This window comes from Aminobacterium colombiense DSM 12261, assembly GCF_000025885.1.
Taxonomy (GTDB): domain Bacteria; phylum Synergistota; class Synergistia; order Synergistales; family Aminobacteriaceae; genus Aminobacterium; species Aminobacterium colombiense.
The window spans coordinates 1,181,697-1,201,578 of sequence record NC_014011.1 but is presented as its reverse complement, the minus strand read 5'-3'; the positions used below and the strand labels follow the sequence as shown (position 1 = coordinate 1,201,578).

At 48.3% G+C, this 19,882-nt stretch carries 18 protein-coding genes; 10 read left to right on the top strand and 8 right to left on the bottom strand.

The window, feature by feature from the left end; translation table 11 throughout:
- Positions 1-64 precede the first annotated feature (64 nt).
- From hypA to AMICO_RS05965, 10 genes are all read left to right on the top strand, one after another.
- The gene (hypA, locus tag AMICO_RS06010) at positions 65-427 is read left to right on the top strand and encodes a hydrogenase maturation nickel metallochaperone HypA (protein ID WP_013048567.1); all 363 of its coding nucleotides are present in this window, start codon (positions 65-67) and stop codon (positions 425-427) included.
- Positions 411-1,070: a hydrogenase nickel incorporation protein HypB gene (hypB, locus tag AMICO_RS06005; RefSeq protein WP_013048566.1), complete on the top strand. Its 660-nt coding sequence runs from the start codon at positions 411-413 to the stop codon at positions 1,068-1,070. The genes hypA and hypB overlap by 17 nt, the downstream gene beginning before the upstream one ends.
- Positions 1,067-3,049, top strand: coding sequence for an ATP-dependent helicase (locus AMICO_RS06000; protein ID WP_013048565.1), 1,983 nt, complete (start codon positions 1,067-1,069; stop codon positions 3,047-3,049). Before hypB ends, AMICO_RS06000 begins: the two co-directional genes overlap by 4 nt.
- Complete coding sequence (gene coaE, locus AMICO_RS09950; RefSeq protein WP_013048564.1) at positions 3,009-3,890, top strand: dephospho-CoA kinase; 882 nt, start codon at positions 3,009-3,011, stop codon at positions 3,888-3,890. The genes AMICO_RS06000 and coaE overlap by 41 nt, the downstream gene beginning before the upstream one ends.
- Positions 3,887-6,520 (top strand): CBS domain-containing protein, encoded by a 2,634-nt coding sequence (locus AMICO_RS05990; RefSeq protein ID WP_013048563.1) that lies wholly within the window; start codon positions 3,887-3,889, stop codon positions 6,518-6,520. The genes coaE and AMICO_RS05990 overlap by 4 nt, the downstream gene beginning before the upstream one ends.
- 22 nt (positions 6,521-6,542) lie before the next feature.
- A complete protein-coding gene (locus tag AMICO_RS05985) occupies positions 6,543-7,148 on the top strand; it encodes a site-2 protease family protein (protein WP_013048562.1) in 606 nt (201 codons plus the stop codon).
- A 33-nt stretch (positions 7,149-7,181) separates the two neighbouring features.
- Positions 7,182-7,964: a 5'/3'-nucleotidase SurE gene (gene surE / locus AMICO_RS05980; protein ID WP_013048561.1), complete on the top strand. Its 783-nt coding sequence runs from the start codon at positions 7,182-7,184 to the stop codon at positions 7,962-7,964.
- A gap of 355 nt (positions 7,965-8,319) precedes the next feature.
- A complete protein-coding gene (locus tag AMICO_RS05975) occupies positions 8,320-9,540 on the top strand; it encodes an argininosuccinate synthase (protein WP_013048560.1) in 1,221 nt (406 codons plus the stop codon).
- Positions 9,541-9,592: 52 nt separating this feature from the next.
- Positions 9,593-10,363 carry a transporter substrate-binding domain-containing protein gene (locus AMICO_RS05970; protein ID WP_013048559.1) on the top strand — a complete coding sequence of 257 codons (771 nt, stop codon included), beginning with the start codon at positions 9,593-9,595 and terminating at the stop codon, positions 10,361-10,363.
- Between the two features lie 134 nt (positions 10,364-10,497).
- Entirely contained in the window at positions 10,498-10,695 is a 198-nt protein-coding gene (locus AMICO_RS05965; RefSeq protein WP_013048558.1) for a hypothetical protein, read from the top strand.
- Between the two features lie 11 nt (positions 10,696-10,706).
- Here the strand turns inward: AMICO_RS05965 and purE are convergent, their stop codons facing one another.
- From purE to purQ, 8 genes are read right to left on the bottom strand one after another with little or no spacing between them, the layout of a single operon-like run.
- A complete protein-coding gene (gene purE / locus AMICO_RS05960) occupies positions 10,707-11,252 on the bottom strand; it encodes a 5-(carboxyamino)imidazole ribonucleotide mutase (RefSeq protein ID WP_013048557.1) in 546 nt (181 codons plus the stop codon).
- Between the two features lie 11 nt (positions 11,253-11,263).
- Positions 11,264-12,535, bottom strand: coding sequence for a phosphoribosylamine--glycine ligase (gene purD / locus AMICO_RS05955; RefSeq protein ID WP_013048556.1), 1,272 nt, complete (start codon positions 12,533-12,535; stop codon positions 11,264-11,266).
- 12 nt (positions 12,536-12,547) lie between these two features.
- Positions 12,548-14,077: a bifunctional phosphoribosylaminoimidazolecarboxamide formyltransferase/IMP cyclohydrolase gene (gene purH, locus AMICO_RS05950; RefSeq protein WP_013048555.1), complete on the bottom strand. Its 1,530-nt coding sequence runs from the start codon at positions 14,075-14,077 to the stop codon at positions 12,548-12,550.
- Complete coding sequence (purN, locus tag AMICO_RS05945) at positions 14,064-14,669, bottom strand: phosphoribosylglycinamide formyltransferase (protein ID WP_013048554.1); 606 nt, start codon at positions 14,667-14,669, stop codon at positions 14,064-14,066. The genes purH and purN overlap by 14 nt, the downstream gene beginning before the upstream one ends.
- 2 nt (positions 14,670-14,671) lie before the next feature.
- Positions 14,672-15,664, bottom strand: a complete 993-nt coding sequence (purM, locus tag AMICO_RS05940) for a phosphoribosylformylglycinamidine cyclo-ligase (RefSeq protein WP_013048553.1) — start codon at positions 15,662-15,664, stop codon at positions 14,672-14,674.
- Positions 15,648-17,021 carry an amidophosphoribosyltransferase gene (purF, locus tag AMICO_RS05935; RefSeq protein ID WP_013048552.1) on the bottom strand — a complete coding sequence of 458 codons (1,374 nt, stop codon included), beginning with the start codon at positions 17,019-17,021 and terminating at the stop codon, positions 15,648-15,650. The genes purM and purF overlap by 17 nt, the downstream gene beginning before the upstream one ends.
- A complete protein-coding gene (gene purL / locus AMICO_RS05930; RefSeq protein WP_041459608.1) occupies positions 17,022-19,175 on the bottom strand; it encodes a phosphoribosylformylglycinamidine synthase subunit PurL in 2,154 nt (717 codons plus the stop codon). It abuts the gene before it with no gap.
- A complete protein-coding gene (gene purQ, locus AMICO_RS05925) occupies positions 19,175-19,882 on the bottom strand; it encodes a phosphoribosylformylglycinamidine synthase subunit PurQ (protein WP_013048550.1) in 708 nt (235 codons plus the stop codon). The genes purL and purQ overlap by 1 nt, the downstream gene beginning before the upstream one ends.

The following is a 19,882-nucleotide window of genomic DNA, read 5'->3' as shown; positions in this document are numbered from 1 at the left end:
GGTACAGAAGGCCCCCCTTTGGGGGCCTTTTTTTCTGTAGGTGTTGTTGTTAGGGGGAGTACCAATGCATGAAATGTCTCTTGTGGAGTCTGTGATTGAATCTCTTCTTGAGTTGAAAGGCCAGCACGGCTGGAAACGGATAGAGAAAGTAACCCTTCATGTCGGAGCCATGCGTCAGGTCATTCCTGATGTTATGATGTTTGCCTATGAGGTGGCAACAGAAGGGACTCCCCTTGAAGGTTCTCGTATGGAAATTAAGCAAATACCCATGGGCTTTCAATGCAAGGGTTGCCTTAAAGAATGGGGAGAGGATCAAATGGATTTTATTTGCCCTTTCTGTGGAAGTTACGAAGTAAATGTTCTATCTGGTATGGAACTGGATATAGAGTCTGTGGAGGTGGAAGAGGACCATGGCGAAAGTATATAAAATAAGGCAGTCTGTTATGGCCGCCGATGAAGAATTTGCCCGCCGGATGAGGGATGAAAGCCATCACCGTGGCATTCTTGTGATCAATATTATTGGTTCCCCCGGAGCTGGAAAGACCACCCTTCTCGAAGCTACAAAAAAGGCGGCCTCCTTCAGGTTTGCCGTTATCGAAGGAGATATTGCCACATCGCGAGATGCCGAGCGGTTGTCTAAACTGGGAGTTCCTGCTATTCAGATAAATACCCATGGGGGCTGCCATCTCGAAGCGAATCTTGTGAGTAAGGCTTTTAAAGAGCTTCCTCTTGAAGATCTTGATGTTATTTTTATAGAGAATGTAGGGAATTTAGTGTGCCCCGCGGAATTTGATATCGGCGAAGATATGAAGGTCGCGGTGAGCAGCGTTCCAGAAGGTGCTGATAAACCCCTCAAATACCCCCACCTTTTTTCTGAGGCAAAGGCAGTGCTGCTGACAAAAATGGATCTGGCCCCCTACGTCCCCTTCGATATGGATCTCTACAAAAATGATTTGCAGCATCTGAACCCGCGTGTGGAATGTATAGAAATAGAAGCTTTGAACGGAAAAGGGATTGACCGATGGGTGTCACTAGTTGAAACATGGTTGAAGGAGAAACGTTCTGTATGAGTGTAGCTGATTCTATTTTAGATAAACTGAACCCAAGGCAGCAAGAGGCAGTGCGTTATTGTGATGGGCCACTCCTTGTACTGGCAGGGGCGGGGAGTGGTAAAACCCGTGTCTTAGCCCATAAAATAGCTTATCTCATCGAGAAGGGGTACGCTTCACCCAAGGGCATTTTAGCTGTGACCTTTACAAACAAAGCAGCCAGGGAAATGGGGGAGAGAGTGCAGGCCTTGGTCGGAGCCAAGGCTTCGGCAATGCAGGTAAGCACCTTCCATTCTTTTGGTCTCCACTTTCTTTTTCGCAATAGCGACCAGCTGGAATTTCTCGGTCTCAGAAAAGGCTTTGCCATCTTTGACCGGAACGATAGCCGTTCTCTTGTAAAGAAAATTATGGAGGATCTAAAGCTTGATCCAAAACAGATAGATCCGACCAACGTCCTTGACCATATTTCAAAGGCTAAAACAGAAGGAAACCATAAAACCCTTGAGCCTGTAGGTCTTGAAGGAATAGAACATGAGGTCTATAGAAAATATCATGACGAACTTCGCAGGCAGAATGCTGTAGATTTTGACGACCTTCTTATTTTGCCTCTTCACCTTCTTATGGTTGACGAAAAACTTCGTGAGCAAGAGCAATCCCGTCTGGACTGGATTCTTGTTGATGAATATCAGGACGTTAACAAACCCCAGTATTTCTTGCTTCGCAGACTTATTGGGACAAAAGGAAATATTATGGTAGTAGGCGACCCTGATCAGTCTATTTATGGTTGGCGGGGAGCCGATATGACCATGATTCTTAATTTTGAGAAAGATTTCCCGGCGGCCAAGGTGGTAGTTCTTGATCAGAACTATCGGTCTACAGGAAATATATTAAAAGCGGCCAATGCAGTTATTATCAGCAACGAACGCAGAAGGAAAAAGAACCTCTGGACAGCAAGGGATATGGGAGAAAAAATTTATGTCCTCCTCGCCCCTAACGAATACCAGGAGGCAGATTTTATTTTATCTGAGATGCATAGACTTCATAATTTCTGCGGGTACAGGTATGGGGACATGGCGGTATTGTATCGGATAAATGCCATGAGCCGCATATACGAACAAAAATGCATAGAAAAAGGGGTTCCATATCGAGTTGTGCGAGGCACCGCTTTCTATGATCGTAAAGAGATTAAAGATGTGCTTTCATTTATGCGTTTGGCTGTGAATCCTCTCGATGGCGCCTCATTAGGAAGAATAGCAAACGTTCCGACCCGTGGGATTGGTAAGAAAAGCCAGGAAAAGCTTATGGAGGGCCTTGGGGCCATTCCTGAAATGGAAGCTGAACAGCTATGGAGAGCTGTGGCCGATGGAAAAGATCTGGGGTTGACGGGAAAAGCCAAGATTGGTGCGATGGAATTAGGCCGTCATATGTTTAATATTATAAAAAGATCAGGTAGTTTTCATGATGTTCTTCTTTATATTCTTGATAGTATAGAATATGAGGATCAGTTGAAAAAAGACGACCCCGAAGGATGGGAAGAGCGGGTAGAAAATATACGTGAGTTAGGCTCTTTGGTCACTAGTGGTGGTGATCTCGCGGAGGTTCTGGCTGAAGTAGCCCTTTTTACAGACCTTGAAACTACAGATATGGATGATCTTGAAGCTGTGAACTTCCTTACCCTCCACGCAGCCAAAGGACTCGAGTTCCCAGTAGTATTTCTTGTGGGGCTCGAAGAAGCGATCTTCCCTCATTTTAAATGTCTTGAGGTTCAGGAAAGTCTCGAAGAAGAACGGCGTCTGTGCTATGTTGGTATGACTCGGGCTGAAGAGAAACTTTATATGTCTGGCGCCCGGAGTCGACGCCTTTTTGGCACAGTGTTCCGTAATGGGCTTTCCCGGTTCTTATGGGAGATTCCAGACGGAAATAAAAATGTTGATGATCGAGGCGAGGAGGAGAGGACCAATGCTGGTTTTGGGAGTGACAGGAGACGTTGGGGCTGGTAAGTCAACTGTAAGCCAAATCTGGAAAAGCCTTGGCGCTACTATTATCGATGCCGATGCATTAGCCCATGAGGCGTGGAAAGACACCACAGTGCTTCGTAGGGCAAGTGAGCGTTGGGGAACCCAGGTCCTTCTTGGAAATGGCCATATAAATCCGTCGGTGGTGGCCTCCATTGTTTTCTCCGATATGACGGAGTATGAATGGGTTTGTGACATGATCCATCCATTTGTCCGTATCGAAATGGAACGGAAAGTTGCCTCTCTACAAGGATGGGTTATAGCGGAGATTCCCCTTCTTTTTGAAAACAGGATTCCCTGGTGGGTCGATCTCTCTGTTTACGTAACAGCCCCCCTTGATCTTCGCCTAGCAAGAAACGAAGTGCGGGGATGGAACAAAGAAGAAATAGAACGTCGCGAACGTTTTCTCCGTAACGCTGAAGAAAAGCGCGCTGAAGCCGATCTGGTTATACGCAATGATAGCTCAATTGACACTCTTGAACAGAGTCTGAGCCGATATGCGGCCTTATTTAAGAAAATGGCCGCTCTTTGCGAAATAAGAGGCTATTCTTCCGATGAACTTGTTATACGGAAGGCCGCCATACGATTAGGAGCCTCTGGTCAGGTCACAAGAATTGAAATAGTGCCCTTGACAAACGCTCTGGTTCGAGGCGGTTCCCTTTCTATGAACAAAAGATATATGATGAGGGCCTATTCATGTGAGTTTTATTGGGCCTTTGTTGAAAGGACATTGACAGAAGAGGGACTTGAAGAAACTGAGCTTATTTCGATTCGCCGCCTTTCTCGCTCTCTTCGGAACGAGCTAGTGGAGGAGATCATTGGGTGAAAGTAATAACGAGTCATATGGGAAATGATTTTGATTCCATCGCAAGTATGGTAGCGGCGTCTAAATTATACCCCGACGCTGTCCTTTCCCTGTCTGGTTCCACGAGCCGGACGGTGCGGGATTTCTTGAGGAAATTTCCGCAGCGCTGGCCAATTGTGACTCCTCGCAAAGTGCGTAAGGATGAAGTTACTCAGCTGATTATCGTCGATACTCGGTCTCGATCCCGGATTGGTCCCTATGTTACATTGCTTGGGCGCAAAGATGTTTCGGTTCATGTGTACGATCACCACCCTCCCTCTTTCGACGATATTGATGGAGAACTTATGGTCATAGACCCCGTTGGGGCCACTACCACCTTACTTGTAGAGATTCTTCTTGAACGGCAGATACCAATTACACCCCATGAAGCGACCCTTTTTGCCATGGGAATTTACGAAGACACAGGAGGCTTAACCTTTGGCGGCACGACGGAGAGGGACTTTCATGCCATCTCCAGACTCAAAGAGTTAGGAGCCGATCTGACAATCATCCCTTCCCATATAGAGATGAGCTTCTCTGCCCCTGAGCGGCGAATTCTTGATCTCCTTATCGAGAACGCCTGGGTTCGTTATATAAACGGCGCTCGGGTAGTTCTTTCATACACATCTTCCCCTGTATATGTGGACGGCCTTTCTCTCTTCGTTCATCGACTTAGAGATTATTTTGCCGCAGAGATAGCCATTGCGGCTGTCCGCATGGAGAAGAGAACCTATGTAGTGGCGCGAAGCCACGAGAGCATTCTGGATGTATCGAAGTTTCTCGCCCATCTCGGTGGAGGGGGACATCCCCAGGCCGCCTCTGTGACTTTGCATAATGTGCGCCCTCTATCTATACTGGAAAGTCTTGAAAAAAAGCTGGAGGAATCCATTCAGCCCCGTATCAAAGTGGAAGATATAATGACTAGCCCAGTTATGGCTGTGGAGCCGGATTCTTCGGTGAATGATGCCTACAGGACCATGATAAGGTATGGTCACTCCGCCCTCCCAGTTGTTTATGGAGAAAAGGTCAAGGGCATCATTACCAGGAAAGACCTTGACAAGGCCCAGCTTCACGGTTTTGGCCTGGCTCTCGTGAGGGAATTTATGACGGAGGGCGTTATTTCAGTATCAAAAGAAGCTTCCATAGCAGAGGCCCATCGGATTCTTGTTTTTCACAATATAGGCCGTCTTCCTGTGCTTGACGGCCATGTTTTGGTCGGGATAGTGACCCGTACAGATCTCATCCGGGCTCTCTATCCAGAATCCCTCCCCCCTGAAGAAAGAAAGATAGCTCCAGAGATGCCGTGGACAGATAACCTGGAACATCTTTTAAAAGAAACTCTTACTCCGCGCCAGTATGAAATTCTTATTTATCTGGGAAAGGAAGCTCAGTCTCTCGGCATGAAAGCCTATATCGTTGGAGGTATTGTGAGGGATATTATGCTTGGCAGAGAGAGCCTTGACCTTGATGTGGTTGTAGAAGGAAACGCAGTGGATTTCTTGAAAAGCATAAATCAGGAAGGGTGTCACATATCGTTGCACGAGCGTTATAAGACAGGTTCCCTCATTTTTTCTGATGGCATGAAAGTTGATGTGGCCACAGCCCGTCGCGAGTTCTACGAGTACCCATTGGCCCAGCCCAGGGTATCCAGCGATTCCCTAAAGCATGATTTGTATCGTAGAGACTTTACCATTAACGCTATGGCTGTTTCCATAACCCCTGATTCCTGGGGAACTCTTATCGATTACTTCGGCGGACGAAGGGACTTGAATAAAAAAACACTGAAAGTACTCCATAACCTGAGTTTTGTTGAAGATCCCACAAGGGTCATCCGGGGCATACGTCTTGAGCAGCGTCTTAATTTTCACTTGGAAGATAATACTCTTCGCCTTTTGCATAGTTGTTTAAAAGGCGGTCTTCTGGCCCGGCTTTCAGGTTATCGTCTTCGCAGCGAACTTGAATTGACCATGCAGGAAAAGGCTCCTTTCCCTGCGTTAAAGCGGATGGCCGAACTCGGTGTATGGGATATTCTCTTTCCCGGATTACGTATTGGAAAGACAGCTGTGCGGACTATTCGCCGTCTTTCTGCTTTTCTTGCCCGTATATCAAGAGATTTTCCTGACTTCAGAGGATATGAATGGCTGGCGTTTCTCGCTGCCCTAGCCATAGAATCTCATGAAACAGTTCAGTTTGCTATTCTTGACCGTTTGAGTCTGGCACCAAGAGAACGGGATATCATGGTACAATCCCTTGACGGCCTTCGTGCGGCAGAGCAGGATCTGGGAGGTCGAACCCTTGTAAAGAACTCTGAAATTTATGGTTATCTCCGTGAGATATCGCCTGTAACGGCCTTGTTCTGGAGCGCTGCTACGGAACGCTGGCGGGTGAGGCGTCGGATTCTTTCTTACTTGACTCGCCTTTATAGAACTAAGAGCCACCTGACAGGTCGCGATCTGATAGAGATGGGGTACAGGGGGGGGCCTCAGATCGGAGAGATTTTATCTCAGCTGAGAGATCGTTGTTTAAACGAAGAACTGACTACCCTCGAAGAGGAAGTAGCCTGGATAAAAAACAACTTCCCCTTAGAGTTGCGACAAACAAAGCGCCATTGAATATATAAGGAGTGTGAGAGCTATGTTCCATTTTCCATCCCTTCCTGAATTATTATTAAGCCTCCCTGCCGTATTATGGGCCATAACATTCCATGAATTTTGCCATGGCTATATGGCCTATCTTTTAGGAGACCCTACGGCTGAAAGAGCAGGCCGTTTATCCCTCAACCCCCTGGCCCATCTCGACCCCGTAGGGGCGCTGATGCTTCTTGTTTTTCGTTTTGGATGGGCAAAACCGGTCCCCATAGATACGCGCTATTTTAAGAAGCCCAGGCGTGATCTTTTTCTTGTTTCCATTGCCGGTGTAACAGGGAATATTCTGACCGCTTTTGCAATAGGACTGCTTATACGTCTTTTCCCGAGTTTCTTTTTGGGAAATTCCGCCCTCCGTCTCTTTATGTTCCTCATGGTGGCTATCAATGTGGGGCTGGCGGTGTTTAATCTGATCCCAATTCCTCCCCTCGACGGTTCGAAGATTCTGTATGTTCTTCTACCGCCGCAGTGGCTTGAAAAATATTTTTGGCTCGAACAGTATGGGTTTATTATTCTCATGGTTCTTCTTGCCCTAGGAGTTATTCAGGCCTTTATGAACCCCATTGTCTTTTTGTTGATACGTTGGATTCTATAATCAGTGTAGAGTGAGAAGAGAGGATGAGAGATAGTGAAATTACTTTTAACGAATGACGATGGAGTATTTGCACCAGGACTTATGACCATGGCAGCTCACCTCGCTGATAAGGGATATTCATGGGCCGTAGTGGCTCCAGATCGTGAAAGAAGCAGTGTGGGACACGCTATAACCTTGACCCGCCCCCTTCGTCTGTGGAGTGTGAGCCAGGGACTTTATCCCGAGGGACAGAATGTGAACGCTTGCGACGGCACTCCATCGGATTGCGTTGTTTTGGGAATAGAGGAAGTGCAGCCTGAAACAGATATGGTTATTTCGGGAATCAACAGCGGCCCTAATGTGGGAGATGACCTGACCTATTCCGGCACTGTTTCGGCAGCTATGGAAGGGGTCATTATGGGATGCCCGTCAATAGCGGTGTCGTTGAATTGCAGCAGCCGTGATGATACCTGCCATTACAGAACAGCCGCCGTCGTAGTGGAAAAAATATTGAAAGTCATTGAGAAAGAACCGCTGGAAGAAGGAGTATTGCTCAATGTAAATGTTCCTAATCTCTCCTTAACCTTATTGAGAGGCGTCAAGGTTACCCGTAAAGGGGTGCGTCTTTACGAAGGGAAAGTTACGAAACTTCGAGATCCCCACGGACGGGCATATTATTGGGTTTCAGGCCGGCCGGAAGACCAGCTTGTGGAAGGCTGCGACGTCTGGGCTCTGGCCAATGGTTATGTCTCTATAACGCCAGTCCATATGGACATGACTCACTATCCGTCACTGGAGCGATACAGCGAGAACGGACTTCAAAAAATAAACTTTTAGTTACTTTAAAAAAAAATAGTTGACAAAGGTTCATTGACGTGTATAATCTTCTGCTATAAATAATAAGCAGTTGCGACACGGCAATGAAAGGGAAGAGTAATCCCTCCGCTATTCAACAGAGAGAAAAGGTCATCGGCTGAAAGCCTTTTCAGAATATGGGGGAAGAATAGAGCCCTTGAGCCGGCCTCGAAGAAAGACATTTTTGTCAAGTAGAGGCAAGAGAGCGGGCAAAGGGAAGGGAACATTACATCTTTTGCCAATAAGGGTGGCACCGCGGGTATCAGACCCGTCCCTGGTTGTACTGGGGACGGGTCTGTTTATTTTTTAGGGATGTTGGAAAGGGGAGTTCTTGAAAATGTTAGATAAGAAAAAGGTAGTTCTCGCGTATAGTGGGGGGCTTGACACATCGGTGGCCACTATGTGGCTCAAGGAACAGGGGTATGAGGTTATTACCATGACCGCCGACGTGGGTCAGCAGGTGGATCTTGAAGCTGCCAAACAGAAGGCACTTAAAAGCGGCGCTTCCAAGGCCTATGTTATGGATCTGAAACAGGAGTTCGTTAAAGAGTTTGTTTGGCCTGCCTTAAAGGCGAATGCCATGTATCAGGGGACCTACCCCTTGAATTCAGCTCTTTCCCGTCCGCTAATTGCCAAAGTTATGGCTATGGTGGCAAAAAAAGAGAACGCGGGAGCCGTGGCCCATGGTTGTACCGGAAAAGGGCAGGATCAGGTGCGAATCGAAGTGTGCACCAATGCGCTAAACCCCGAACTTGACGTTTTGGCCCCTGTGCGAGACTGGCATTTTAGCCGAGAGGCAGAGATGGAGTATGCCCAGGCCCACGACATCCCTGTGATGGCTACTACAGCTTCTCCATACAGTATAGATGAGAACATCTGGGGCCGCTCTATAGAATGCGGCATTTTGGAGGATCCGTGGAACGAACCCCCTGCAGACGCATATACCCTGACAGTGGACCCATGGAATGCCCCAGACCACCAGGAGTTTGTGGAGATAACTTTTGAAAAGGGAATTCCCGTTGCTTTAAATGGCGAAGCAATGGATGGCCCTTCATTGATTCAGACGCTGAACGAGCAGGCTGGTAAACATGGAGTAGGAAGGATCGACATGGTGGAAGACCGGCTTGTAGGCTTTAAGAGCCGGGAAGTCTATGAGTGTCCTGCGGCCATGACTCTTATTGCCGCCCATAAGGCTCTTGAAACTCTGACCCTTGATAAAAAAGTTTTAGCTTCTAAAAAAGAGCTGGAGGTGAAGTATGCGGAACTGACCTATGAAGGATATTGGTACTCTCCTTTGAAAGAGGCAATTGATTCTTTTGTAGATACAACTCAGGAATATGTAAACGGTGTTGTTAAGGTCAGGTTCTATAAAGGTCAGGCAGTGGTACGGGGGATGAAATCGCCCAACTCCATATACCAGCAAAATCTGGCCACCTACTCAGAGGGCGACGCATTCGATCACGCAGCGGCTGTCGGGTTTATCAAGATATGGGGACTTCCTGTAAAAACATGGAAACAGGTTCACAAAGACAAAATGCCAGTTGAAATCTTTTGCTAATGGTGCCAGGTCTTGAATTTTTGCATACCCCCCGGGGGGAGGAGAGATGGTAATGAAAAAGAGTGTAGTGCTAGTAATGTTTTTTGCGCTTCTGTTAGGGGTTGTCGGGGGTCCGGCATTTGGAGCAGGGTCCGTTATGGAGAAGGACACGGTGATTATTGGGACTTCCGGTTCCTACCCTCCCTTTGAGTTTCATGATAAAACGGGGGCTCTGGTCGGTTTTGACATAGATCTTGCCAATGAAGTGGTTGCTCGCCTTGGCAAAAAGGCGGAGTGGGTGGACATGGCCTTTGATGGGGTTATTCCTTCACTTCTGACCGGGAAGATCGATATGATCGCGGCGTGCCTGAGCATCACTGAAGAACGAAGCAAGAAGGTCGCTTTCTCTACTCCTTATATGGTGAGCCTCAGTGCCTTTGTGCTCAATAAGGATAGCGGTGAAATGGCAACCCTTGAAGACCTTAAAGGAAAGACTGTTGCCGTTCAGCTTGGAACGACGCAGGATGTATATATTTCAGAAGTGGAAGGAGTCACGGTAAAGCAGTTTCCAAAGCTGAACGATGCTGTTCGAGAGGTGACTCTTAAACGTGCCGACGCTTCTCTCATGGACGAAACCGTAGCTGAAACATATATAAACAGCGAAGAGTTCAAGGGGCAGCTTAAAAAATCCTTTACAGTGGAGTTGAAGGGTGCCAAGCAGGCTTTGGCCGTAAGCCAAAACGACCCTGCTTTTCTGGAGGCTGTAAATAAAATTGTGGTTCAGCTTCAGGAGGAAGGGTTTATCTCTGAACTCCACAAGAAATGGAACACTAAAAAGGAGTAGGTTTCTCTACTTTATGAGCATAAGAATGAGGGTGCCAGTAAATAGCTGGCACCCTTTTATTTTGCGGACATTTTTAAAAGCTGTACAATAGAGAAAATGTTTTTCTCATTATTCCCGAAAGGATGGGTCGATAAATGGCAGAAGAAAAAAGGTTGCCCCCCCGTGGGAAAATAATTATTGCATTAACCATTTTCGTTATGGTCATTTTTCTTTTAACTGCTTTCCTCGGCAGAGAAACAGTAGGAACTCTTTTTCAGGGAAAACTACGGTACTTCTGGATTATAGTACTTCTTGCCATAGGCTATTTTGCAGCCCATGACAACAGGCGTTGAATCTTGTCAAGTTAAGACAATGGACGGAACATCAAAAATGCCTCTGCAGGCGCGTTAGGTAAATCCACAATGGTTTCGCGGCCCTGCTGGATTTTTTGCGCTTCCTCTTCCCTAAAGAGAGTTAACTGCTTTCTTATCTCTTCATTCTTTCTGGCCAATATGCGGAGGGCTAGAAGAGAGGCGTTTTTTGAGCCGTCGATGCCAGTGGAAGCCACAGGAACCCCTGGGGGCATCTGGGCAATAGAGAGAAGGGCATCAAGACCGCCAAGGGTTCCTGCAGAGACGGGAACACCTATTACCGGCAGAAGGGTATGAGCCGCTAACACGCCAGGCAGCGCCGCCGACAAACCGGCTATGGCTATAATGACCTCAAGGCCTCTATCCTCGGCGAGAGCTGCATACTGGGCCGCATCTTCGGGGGTTCTGTGGGCTGACGCAATAGTCACTTCAAAAGGAACATTGAATTGGTTCAGAATCTCCGCAGCTTTATGGGCAGCTGGAAGATCAGATTTAGACCCCAACACAATTCCTATCTGTGGTGTTTTCTCCTCACTCATAGAATACCTCCTTATCGCGCTTTGGCCGCAATATCTTTACGATAATGAGCTCCCGTAAAGTGTATCTTCCTAACACTTTTGTACGATTGTTCGAGGGCTTCCTCCAGGGTTTTTCCAAGGCCCACTACATTGAGCACCCTTCCTCCCGCAGTGACGATCTCATCCTTTTCATTCAAGGCAGTTCCGGCATGAAACACTAGAACCTTGCCAGTGGCAGCGGCTTCATCAAGGCCGGTGATAGGATAACCTTTTGTGTAGGCACCGGGATAACCTTCAGAAGTCATCACCACATCCACAGCCCACTGGGTGGAATGAATTTTCGGCAGAGACCGCAGGTTCCCATCGCATGTTGCCATTATGAGCTGGGCGAAGTCAACATTTAATGTGGGTAAAACCACTTCTGCCTCTGGATCTCCGAAACGCACATTATATTCCACGACACGGGGACTTCCGTCCGGATCAATCATCAATCCGAAATAGAGAACGCCGCAGTAGGAAATATTTTCAGATCGCAGCCCCGAAAACGTAGGGGAAATTACAGTTTCCTCTACCCGGCGCAGCAGATCTTCATCTACCCAGGGGACAGGGCAGTAGGCCCCCATTCCGCCAGTATTGGGACCTTGATCATGGTCAAAGACCCTTTTGTGATCCTGGCTGCCCGGCAATATACGATAGTTTTTTCCATCGCTCACGCATAGGATGGTTAGTTCCAGGCCGGGCATAAAATCCTCAATAATGATTTTCTCTCCAGAGGTTCCCAGCTCTTTTTTGACAAGAAGATTGGAAATGACAGCCAGGGCTTCTTCTCTTGTCTGAAGAACGAATGCCCCTTTCCCCGCCGCAAGACCGTCTGCCTTTACAACGAAAGGCGCCTGACGCTTATTGAGAGCCGCCTCTCCTTCTTCTATGGAGAGGCAGACATCGAAGGGGGCCGTTGGAATAGAGTGACGTGCCATGAACTCTTTGGCGAAGATCTTGCTTCCTTCCAGAGACGCACCTTCCCTTCCAGGGCCGAAAACTTTAAAGCCGTTCTTGCGCAAAAGGTCGGAGGCCCCTACGACGAGGGGAGCCTCAGGGCCTACTATAATGTAATCCGGCTGAATTTTTTTGGCCAGGGCCAGTATCTCTTTCTTGTTTTCTACAGAGGCGCTGTGCAATGTAGCCAAATCTTTCATCCCTGGATTACCCGGGGCGGCATGCAATTCATTGACTTTTTCAGATTGAGAAAGAGCCCAGACGAGGGCGTGTTCCCGACCGCCGCTTCCAATCACAAGAAAATTCACAGGGCTCCCTCCTTAATGACGGAATGTGCGCCAGCCGCTAATGAACATGCTGAGTCCCAGCTCTTCCGCCCTTTTAAAGACTTCGTCATCTCGTACCGATCCGCCAGGTTGAATAATAGCCTTGATACCAGCTTTGGCTGCTGCTTCTACGCCATCTGGAAAGGGGAAAAAAGCATCGCTGCCCATCACGGCGCCTTTTGCTTTTTCCTTAGCCTGGTTTGTGGCAAAATCTACAGCGAATACACGACTGCAAAACCCCATGCCTATTCCCACGGCTTCACCATCTTTTATTATGGCTACAGCATTACTCTTTGAAAGACAGGCAACCTTCCATGCGAGGAGCATGTCTTTCCAGAGATCGTCCCTTCGTGGTCCAATCCATGTTCCCTTATCAGGGTTGGGAAGAGGGGGTAAAATGTCCTGCTGTACAAGGAAGCCGCTCCATGTGCTGGTAATTTGCCAGGGGAGCACTTTGCCGCCTTTCCATTTCAGAATGCGCAGTGAGGGTTTATCCTTTTTTAGGAACTCTAAGGCCTCATCTTCCCCATCTGGAACGAGAAGTACTTCTGTAAAATGCTGTGAAACAGCGAGAGCTGTTTCCATATCCAGAGGGCGGGAAAAGCCCACAACGCCACCAAAGGCGGAAAGTGGATCACACCTGAAGGCCTTTTCGTAGGCTTCTTTCAATGTTGATCCATAGGCCATTCCGCAGGGTGTCGTATGTTTAATGACAAGCGCCCCCGGCCCATCCTGAAGCAGGGCAGCTCCCCTCATGGCGCAATCGAGATCAAGTATGTTGTTATATGAAAGAGGTTTCCCCCCAAGCTGCACCCATGGCAGTTTCTTCATAGGAGGAAGATAGAGGGCCGCCTCCTGATGAGGGTTTTCTCCATAGCGGAGATCTTGTTCCTTTTTCAGGGGGATAGTGAGCTCTTTTTTCATTTCAGGCTCAACGCCGAGTTCAGAAGAAAGCCCTTCCACGATAGCGCCATCATAGGCGGCCGTATGAGCGAAGGCTTTCAAAGCAAGGCTCTGACGGGTGAGAAGGGTGACGTTGCCTTCCGCATCTAGCTCTTCCAGTATTTGTTCATAGTCTAAAGGGTCGGTCAGTATAATGACATGAGGGTAATTTTTAGCCCCGGCACGGATAAGAGTAACCCCGCCAATATCAATGTTTTCAAGGAGTTCGTCTATATTAGCCCCTCTTTGGGCCACTTCCTGGAAGGGGTAAAGATTGCAGACCACCATATCTATTAAAGGTATCTTAAAAGTTTCTATGTCCCTCAGATCTCCGTCCACATGGCGGCGGGCAAGAATTCCGCCTGAAATAAAGGGATGGAGGGTCTTGACCCTGCCTCCTAAAATGTGGGGGAATCCTGTGAGATCAGAAACTTCTATGACATTTATACCTGCTTCCTGCAGCTTTTTGGCAGTACCAGAGCTGGAAACGATCTCCCAGCCTCTTTCTATAAGTTTCTTTGCAAAATCTTCTACTCCCTGTTTGTCAAAAACAGAAATAAGAGCTCTTTTAGTTGCTGTCATCTATTGCTCTCCTCCCTTGAAAAGAATATGCGCCTTGGAATAGCTTTTTAAGTGTTTGCCAATAGAGATCATATTCTACCTCATGGATCTTTTTTACAAGATAATCAAGGGTGTCTTCTTTTTCAATAGTAACGGCTTTTTGAGAAAGAATAATACCAGTATCCACTCCGCTGTCCACTAAATGGACCGTCACCCCTGTTACTCTTACGCCATAGTCCCAGGCATCCCTGGCCCCATTTGTTCCTGGGAAGGAAGGAAGAAGGGCCGGATGTATATTAACGATTTTCCGTTCCCATTTCCTCACAAACCTGGGTGAAAGGATTTTCATAAAGCCTGCGAGGACGATCCATTCAACATCACGGGAACAACAGAGATCATGCAATACCTTTTCTGCTTTGTCTCTCCCCTCTGTTCCATAGGGAAGCAGCACTGTTTCGAGCCCCTCACTCTGGGCATATTGCAAGCCTAATGCGACAGGATTATCGCTTGCTACAAAAGAAATTTCACAGGAAAGGTCATGGCTCTTAACTCTCTTATTGATTTCAGCCATATTGGTTCCTGTTCCAGAGATGAGGATAGCGATACGGGGCATGACTAGTAAACTTCTCCGAATATCACAGGTTTTTCGCCTTCTCTGGTCAGAAAGCCAACAATGCCATCCGCATCAGAAGGAGAAACTATGAAGCTGTATCCAATACCAAGGTTAAATACATGACGCATTTCTTTTTCTTCTACGCCTGCCTCAGAGATCACCTGGAAAACTGCAGGACGTTCCCATGCTGAAAAATCCACATGGAGCGATAGCCCCGAAGGTAAAACCCTCTGTATGTTCTCTTCCAGCCCGCCGCCGGTAATATGGGCCATCCCGTGGATCTGGTGTCTTTCTATGGTTTTTAAAGCAATTCTTGGGTAGAGGCGAGTTGGACGAAGAAGGGCCTTTGACAACGATTCCCCCAGCTGGGGAAGAAAGGTGTCTATGGGCAGGGCCCTTTCCCCTTCCAGAAGTACTTTCCTCACAAGGCTATAGCCGTTGCTATGGATGCCAGAGCTTGGCAGACCGACGAGAACGTCTCCTTTTTCTATGGAACGCCCATCTATCAGCTTTGAAGCCGATACGATGCCGACAGAAAAACCTGCGAGATCAAAGCCGGTTTCAGGGTAGACTCCCGGCATTTCCGCTGTTTCTCCTCCGAGAAGGGCGCAGCCGCTTTCTATACAGGCTTCTGCCGCGCTTTTAACAATTGGTGCGAGCACGTCTTGGTCTAAGCGCCCACATGCAATATAGTCCAGAAAGAAGAGAGGTTTGGCGCCGCAGGTGATGAGGTCATTAACATTCATGGCCACCAGATCCTGGCCAAGGCCGCTGTAATCAGAGGCCAGTTTGGCAACTTCCAGTTTTGTTCCTACGCCGTCACAGCAGCCGGCAAGCATCAGATCATCGCTTATTTTGTAAAGGCCGCTAAATCCTCCAATTCCACCTACCACGTTAGGATCTCTTGGTAGGGTCGACATAATGCGGCCGATGGTACGAACCCACTCATTGCCGCCTTCAATGTCAACACCGGCTTCTTTATAGCTCAAGCTCATCCTGAGTTTCTCCTTCCATATATTCTCCCGTAAAACATGCGGTACAGAGTTCGTTACGGGGTAATCCGATGGCCTGGACAAGATCGTCAACAGTAATATATTCCAGGGAATCGGCTCCTATAATTTTCTCCAACTCCTTAATATTCATACGGGCAGCGGCCAATTCAACACGGCTTGGCGTATCGATCCCGTAGTAACAGGGGAAACAGACGGGAGGAGAAGAGATCCGTACATGGACTTCTTTTGCTCCCCCCGCTCGGATCATGGCTATGATGCGCTGACTTGTTGTTCCCCGTACGATAGAATCGTCGATAACTACGATCTTGCGATCTTTGATCAGATCATGTATAGGGTTCAATTTGATACGGACCCCAAGTTCTCTGACTCTCTGTGTAGGGTTAATAAAGGTTCGTCCCACATATCGGTTTCGTACGATGGCCTTTTCATAGGGGAGAGTGCTTCCTTCCGCAAATCCCATAGAAGCGATGGTTCCGCTATCCGGCATCCCTGTGACCATGTTTGCGGAAAGACATGGAGCTCTTTTAGCCAGGCAGTGCCCCAGTGCTTTGCGGACAGCGTAAACAGAACGACCTGCCAGGATGCTGTCGGGGCGGGCGAAATAAACATATTCGAAGGAGCACTGATAATGACACTTGGTCTGAACAGGAATTCTAATGCTTTTTATCTCATCCTTGTCAATAACCACCACTTCGCCAGGCGCGACTTCTCGAAGTGCTTTCGCCCCTACAAGGTCCAGTGCGCATGTTTCAGAAGAAACATATATGATACGATCGCGCTGTCCAATGACCAGGGGGCGGAACCCCCATGGGTCCCGCGCAGCTACCAATTTCCCGTCGAGAATCATAACCAGGGAATAGGCGCCCTTGAGCCGCCTCAGAGAGTCGACAAAAGCATCGATCATGGGTTTATGGGGCTGATGAGCCATGAGGTGTAGCAACACTTCAGTATCAGTAAGGGAGTGGAAAATAGCCCCCCTGTTTTCAAGGTATTGTTTCAGTGCTTCGGCGTTTGTAATGTTGCCGTTATGGGCGACAGCAACAGAACCTCTGGAATTGCTGGCGGTAAGGGGCTGAATGTTTCTTGGGTCGGAACCACCCGCAGTGGAATACCGTACATGCCCAATTGCACATCGAGTGTCTATTTTAGCCAAAGCTTCCTGATCAAGGGCGAGGTGGACCAGCCCATTTCCCTTTTGAGTTCTTATTGCGTTGTTGTCATCTACCCAGGCAACACCTGCTGATTCCTGCCCCCGATGCTGAAGGGCATAAAGACCGAGATACACATCTTCAAGGACAGGCCCTCCATTTTGGGTAAACGCACCGAAGACACCGCACATTTAACGCCCCTCCCAACGCTCAGTGAGAACCGGGACTGGAAGATCGAATATATTTTCGAGTGTTAGATAGTTTCCACCAATCTGACCGAGTTCCACAAAGGGAAATCCATTCCATACTAACCTGAACTGCACCACTTTGTCTGAAGGGACAGCGTAGAGGGCTCGCGGAGTGCCTTCTCCGAAGAGAAAAACATCCATGCGGGTTGGGAAGGGCATCCTCATCGCCGCTCCAAGACCGGTCATTACGGCTTCTTTTACCAGTGCCGCTGCCAGCCCGCCGCCAGCGATGGGTCGACCGCTATGGGCAAGCTGCTGCCGCGCTGTTTTAAGGGCGCGAAGGGAAAAATCCGTCTCTATTTCTGGGGTGAAGGGCAGTGGCCGCCCCATTGTCTTTCCAGTAGCCTGCAAGAGATACTGGCTGCCGTCCAGAGGAGCATTCATCGCACCAACGAGAAAAAGATGATCCCCTTCCTGCCAGGTGCCGCTTCTAAGATAATGGTCAGGTGAATCTATAACCCCTACGGTTCCCACAACAGGGGTTGGAAGAATGCGCTGAGTTGAACTTTCATTGTAAAGGCTCACATTACCGGAAACCACAGGGCACTCCAGGTTTTTACAGCAATCTGACATTCCGTGGACAACCTCTTCCAGCTCCCAATATTGCTCAGGCTTTTCCGGTGAAGGGAAGTTCAGACAGTCTGTGAGGCCAAGGGGAGTAGCTCCTGCCACGGCCAGCGCTCTGATGGAGCGGGCAACAGTTTCGGCTCCGCCGCGGTAGGGGTCGAGGTAGCATTTCCATGGGTCGGATTCCATTGTCATGGCTATGAGACGACCGGTTTCCTTTATTCTGATAACACTGACTGGCGCCCCCGGTCCCTGAACAGTATTGGCCTGGACCATCTGGTCGTATTGTTCATATATCCACCGTCTGCTTCGAAGAGATGGAGATGTTACAAGATCAAGTACGGCCTTATTGAAATCTTCTGGCATGGGCAGATCTTCCAGATCGAATTCCCATCTTTTTTCAAGGTCTCCCGGACGTTTTGAGGGCCAGTGTATGGATGGGCAACGGTCTCCAATAAGGGAGGCTGGCATTTGAGCCACAACTTCGGAGTTCCACAGGATGGTGTACTGATCTCCGGGGATGGTTTCTCCGATATCGGTACAGTCAAGCCCCCACTTAGAAGCAACAGCAGCTACCTCGTCATAATCTTCTGGCTCGACGATAAGGAGCATTCTCTCTTGGGATTCTGATAAGGCAATTTCCCAAGGGGTCATTCCTTCTTCTCGAAGAGGAACCTTATCGAAATGGAGGATCATGCCAACGCCGCTCTTAGCAGCTATTTCGCTGGAAGAAGACGTAATGCCGGCGGCTCCCATGTCCTGCATGCTGACAATAAGTTTTTTATCTCTGAGTTCAAGACAGGCTTCGATCAGCAGCTTTTCTGTAAAAGGGTCTCCGATCTGTATGGAAGGGCGGCTTGACTTCGTGTCGTCCGAAAGCTCGGCTGATGCAAAAGCTGCGCCAGCTATTCCATCCCTTCCCGTTTTAGAACCAAGGATCAGAACTCGAAGGCCGGGTCTGGCTGTTTTAGAACTTACAAGCTGGTCAAGGCGGACAAGGCCAAGATTAAAAGCGTTGACGAGGGGATTATCGGTATAGCAGGAATCATATACAGTTTTTCCTCCTACTGTGGGAACTCCAACAGGGTTGCCGTAACCGCCCACTCCTTCCACGATTCCCTGTGAAAGTGTCTGCGTTCTCCTGTTTTCAGGATCGCCAAAGAAAAGACCGTCCATAGATGCGGCAGGTCTGGCACCAAGAGCAAGGACATCACGGATGATGCCGCCTACGCCAGTGGCTGCTCCCTGGTAGGGCGCAACGGCAGAGGGATGGTTATGGCTCTCTACTTTAAAGGCTGCTCCCCATCCATTGCCAGCGTCGACTACGCCAGCATTTTCACCGGGGCCAAGGATGACTTTTTCTCCAGTGGTGGGAAAATTGCGCAGAAGATGTTTCGTCGATTTATAGCTGCAGTGTTCTGACCACATAACTCCCATGATACGAAGTTCGTTTTCGTTGGGTTCACGGCCAAGAACGCGTTTTATCTCTTCATATTCTTCCTGTCTCAATCCAGCCAGGCGATAGTCCATCATCTGACACCTTCCTTTTTGATCCATGCTTTGATCGATTGCCACATTACAGCTCCGTCGTCTCCGCCTAAAAGCAGTTCGCTGGCTCGTTCCGGGTGAGGCATAAGACCTAAGATATTTCCTTTTTCATTGGTAATCCCTGCAATATGGTGTAAAGCTCCGTTTGGGTTGTGCTGCTCAGCTATTTCTCCATCGCGGGAAGCATATCTGAACACCACCTGATTATTTTTTTCCAGTACTTTCAAATCTTCTTCCGGAAGATAAAAAAGCCCTTCATGATGGGCGATGGGGAACTGAACTATCTGTCCTTTAGAGTAGCGAAGGGTAAAGGGTGTGTCATTGCGTTCTACCTTCAAATAACAGGGGCTGCAGATAAAACGAAGAAATTTGTTCGCAAGAAGCACTCCAGGCAGAAGACCGGCCTCTGTAAGTATCTGAAAACCGTTACAAATACCAAGAAGGAGCCCCCCCTTTTCAGAATACTCACGAATGGCATCCATAATTGGAGAGCGTGCAGCCATAGCGCCAGTGCGAAGATAGTCACCGTAGGAGTAGCCTCCTGGCAGAACAACAAGATCCGTGTTTGCTGGCAGGTTCTTTTCTTTATGCCACACAGTTTCTACTGTGGCCTGAACTACATGGCGCAGGGCATAGACTACGTCCTGGTCGCAGTTGCTTCCAGGAAAGACCACTACACATGCTTTCAC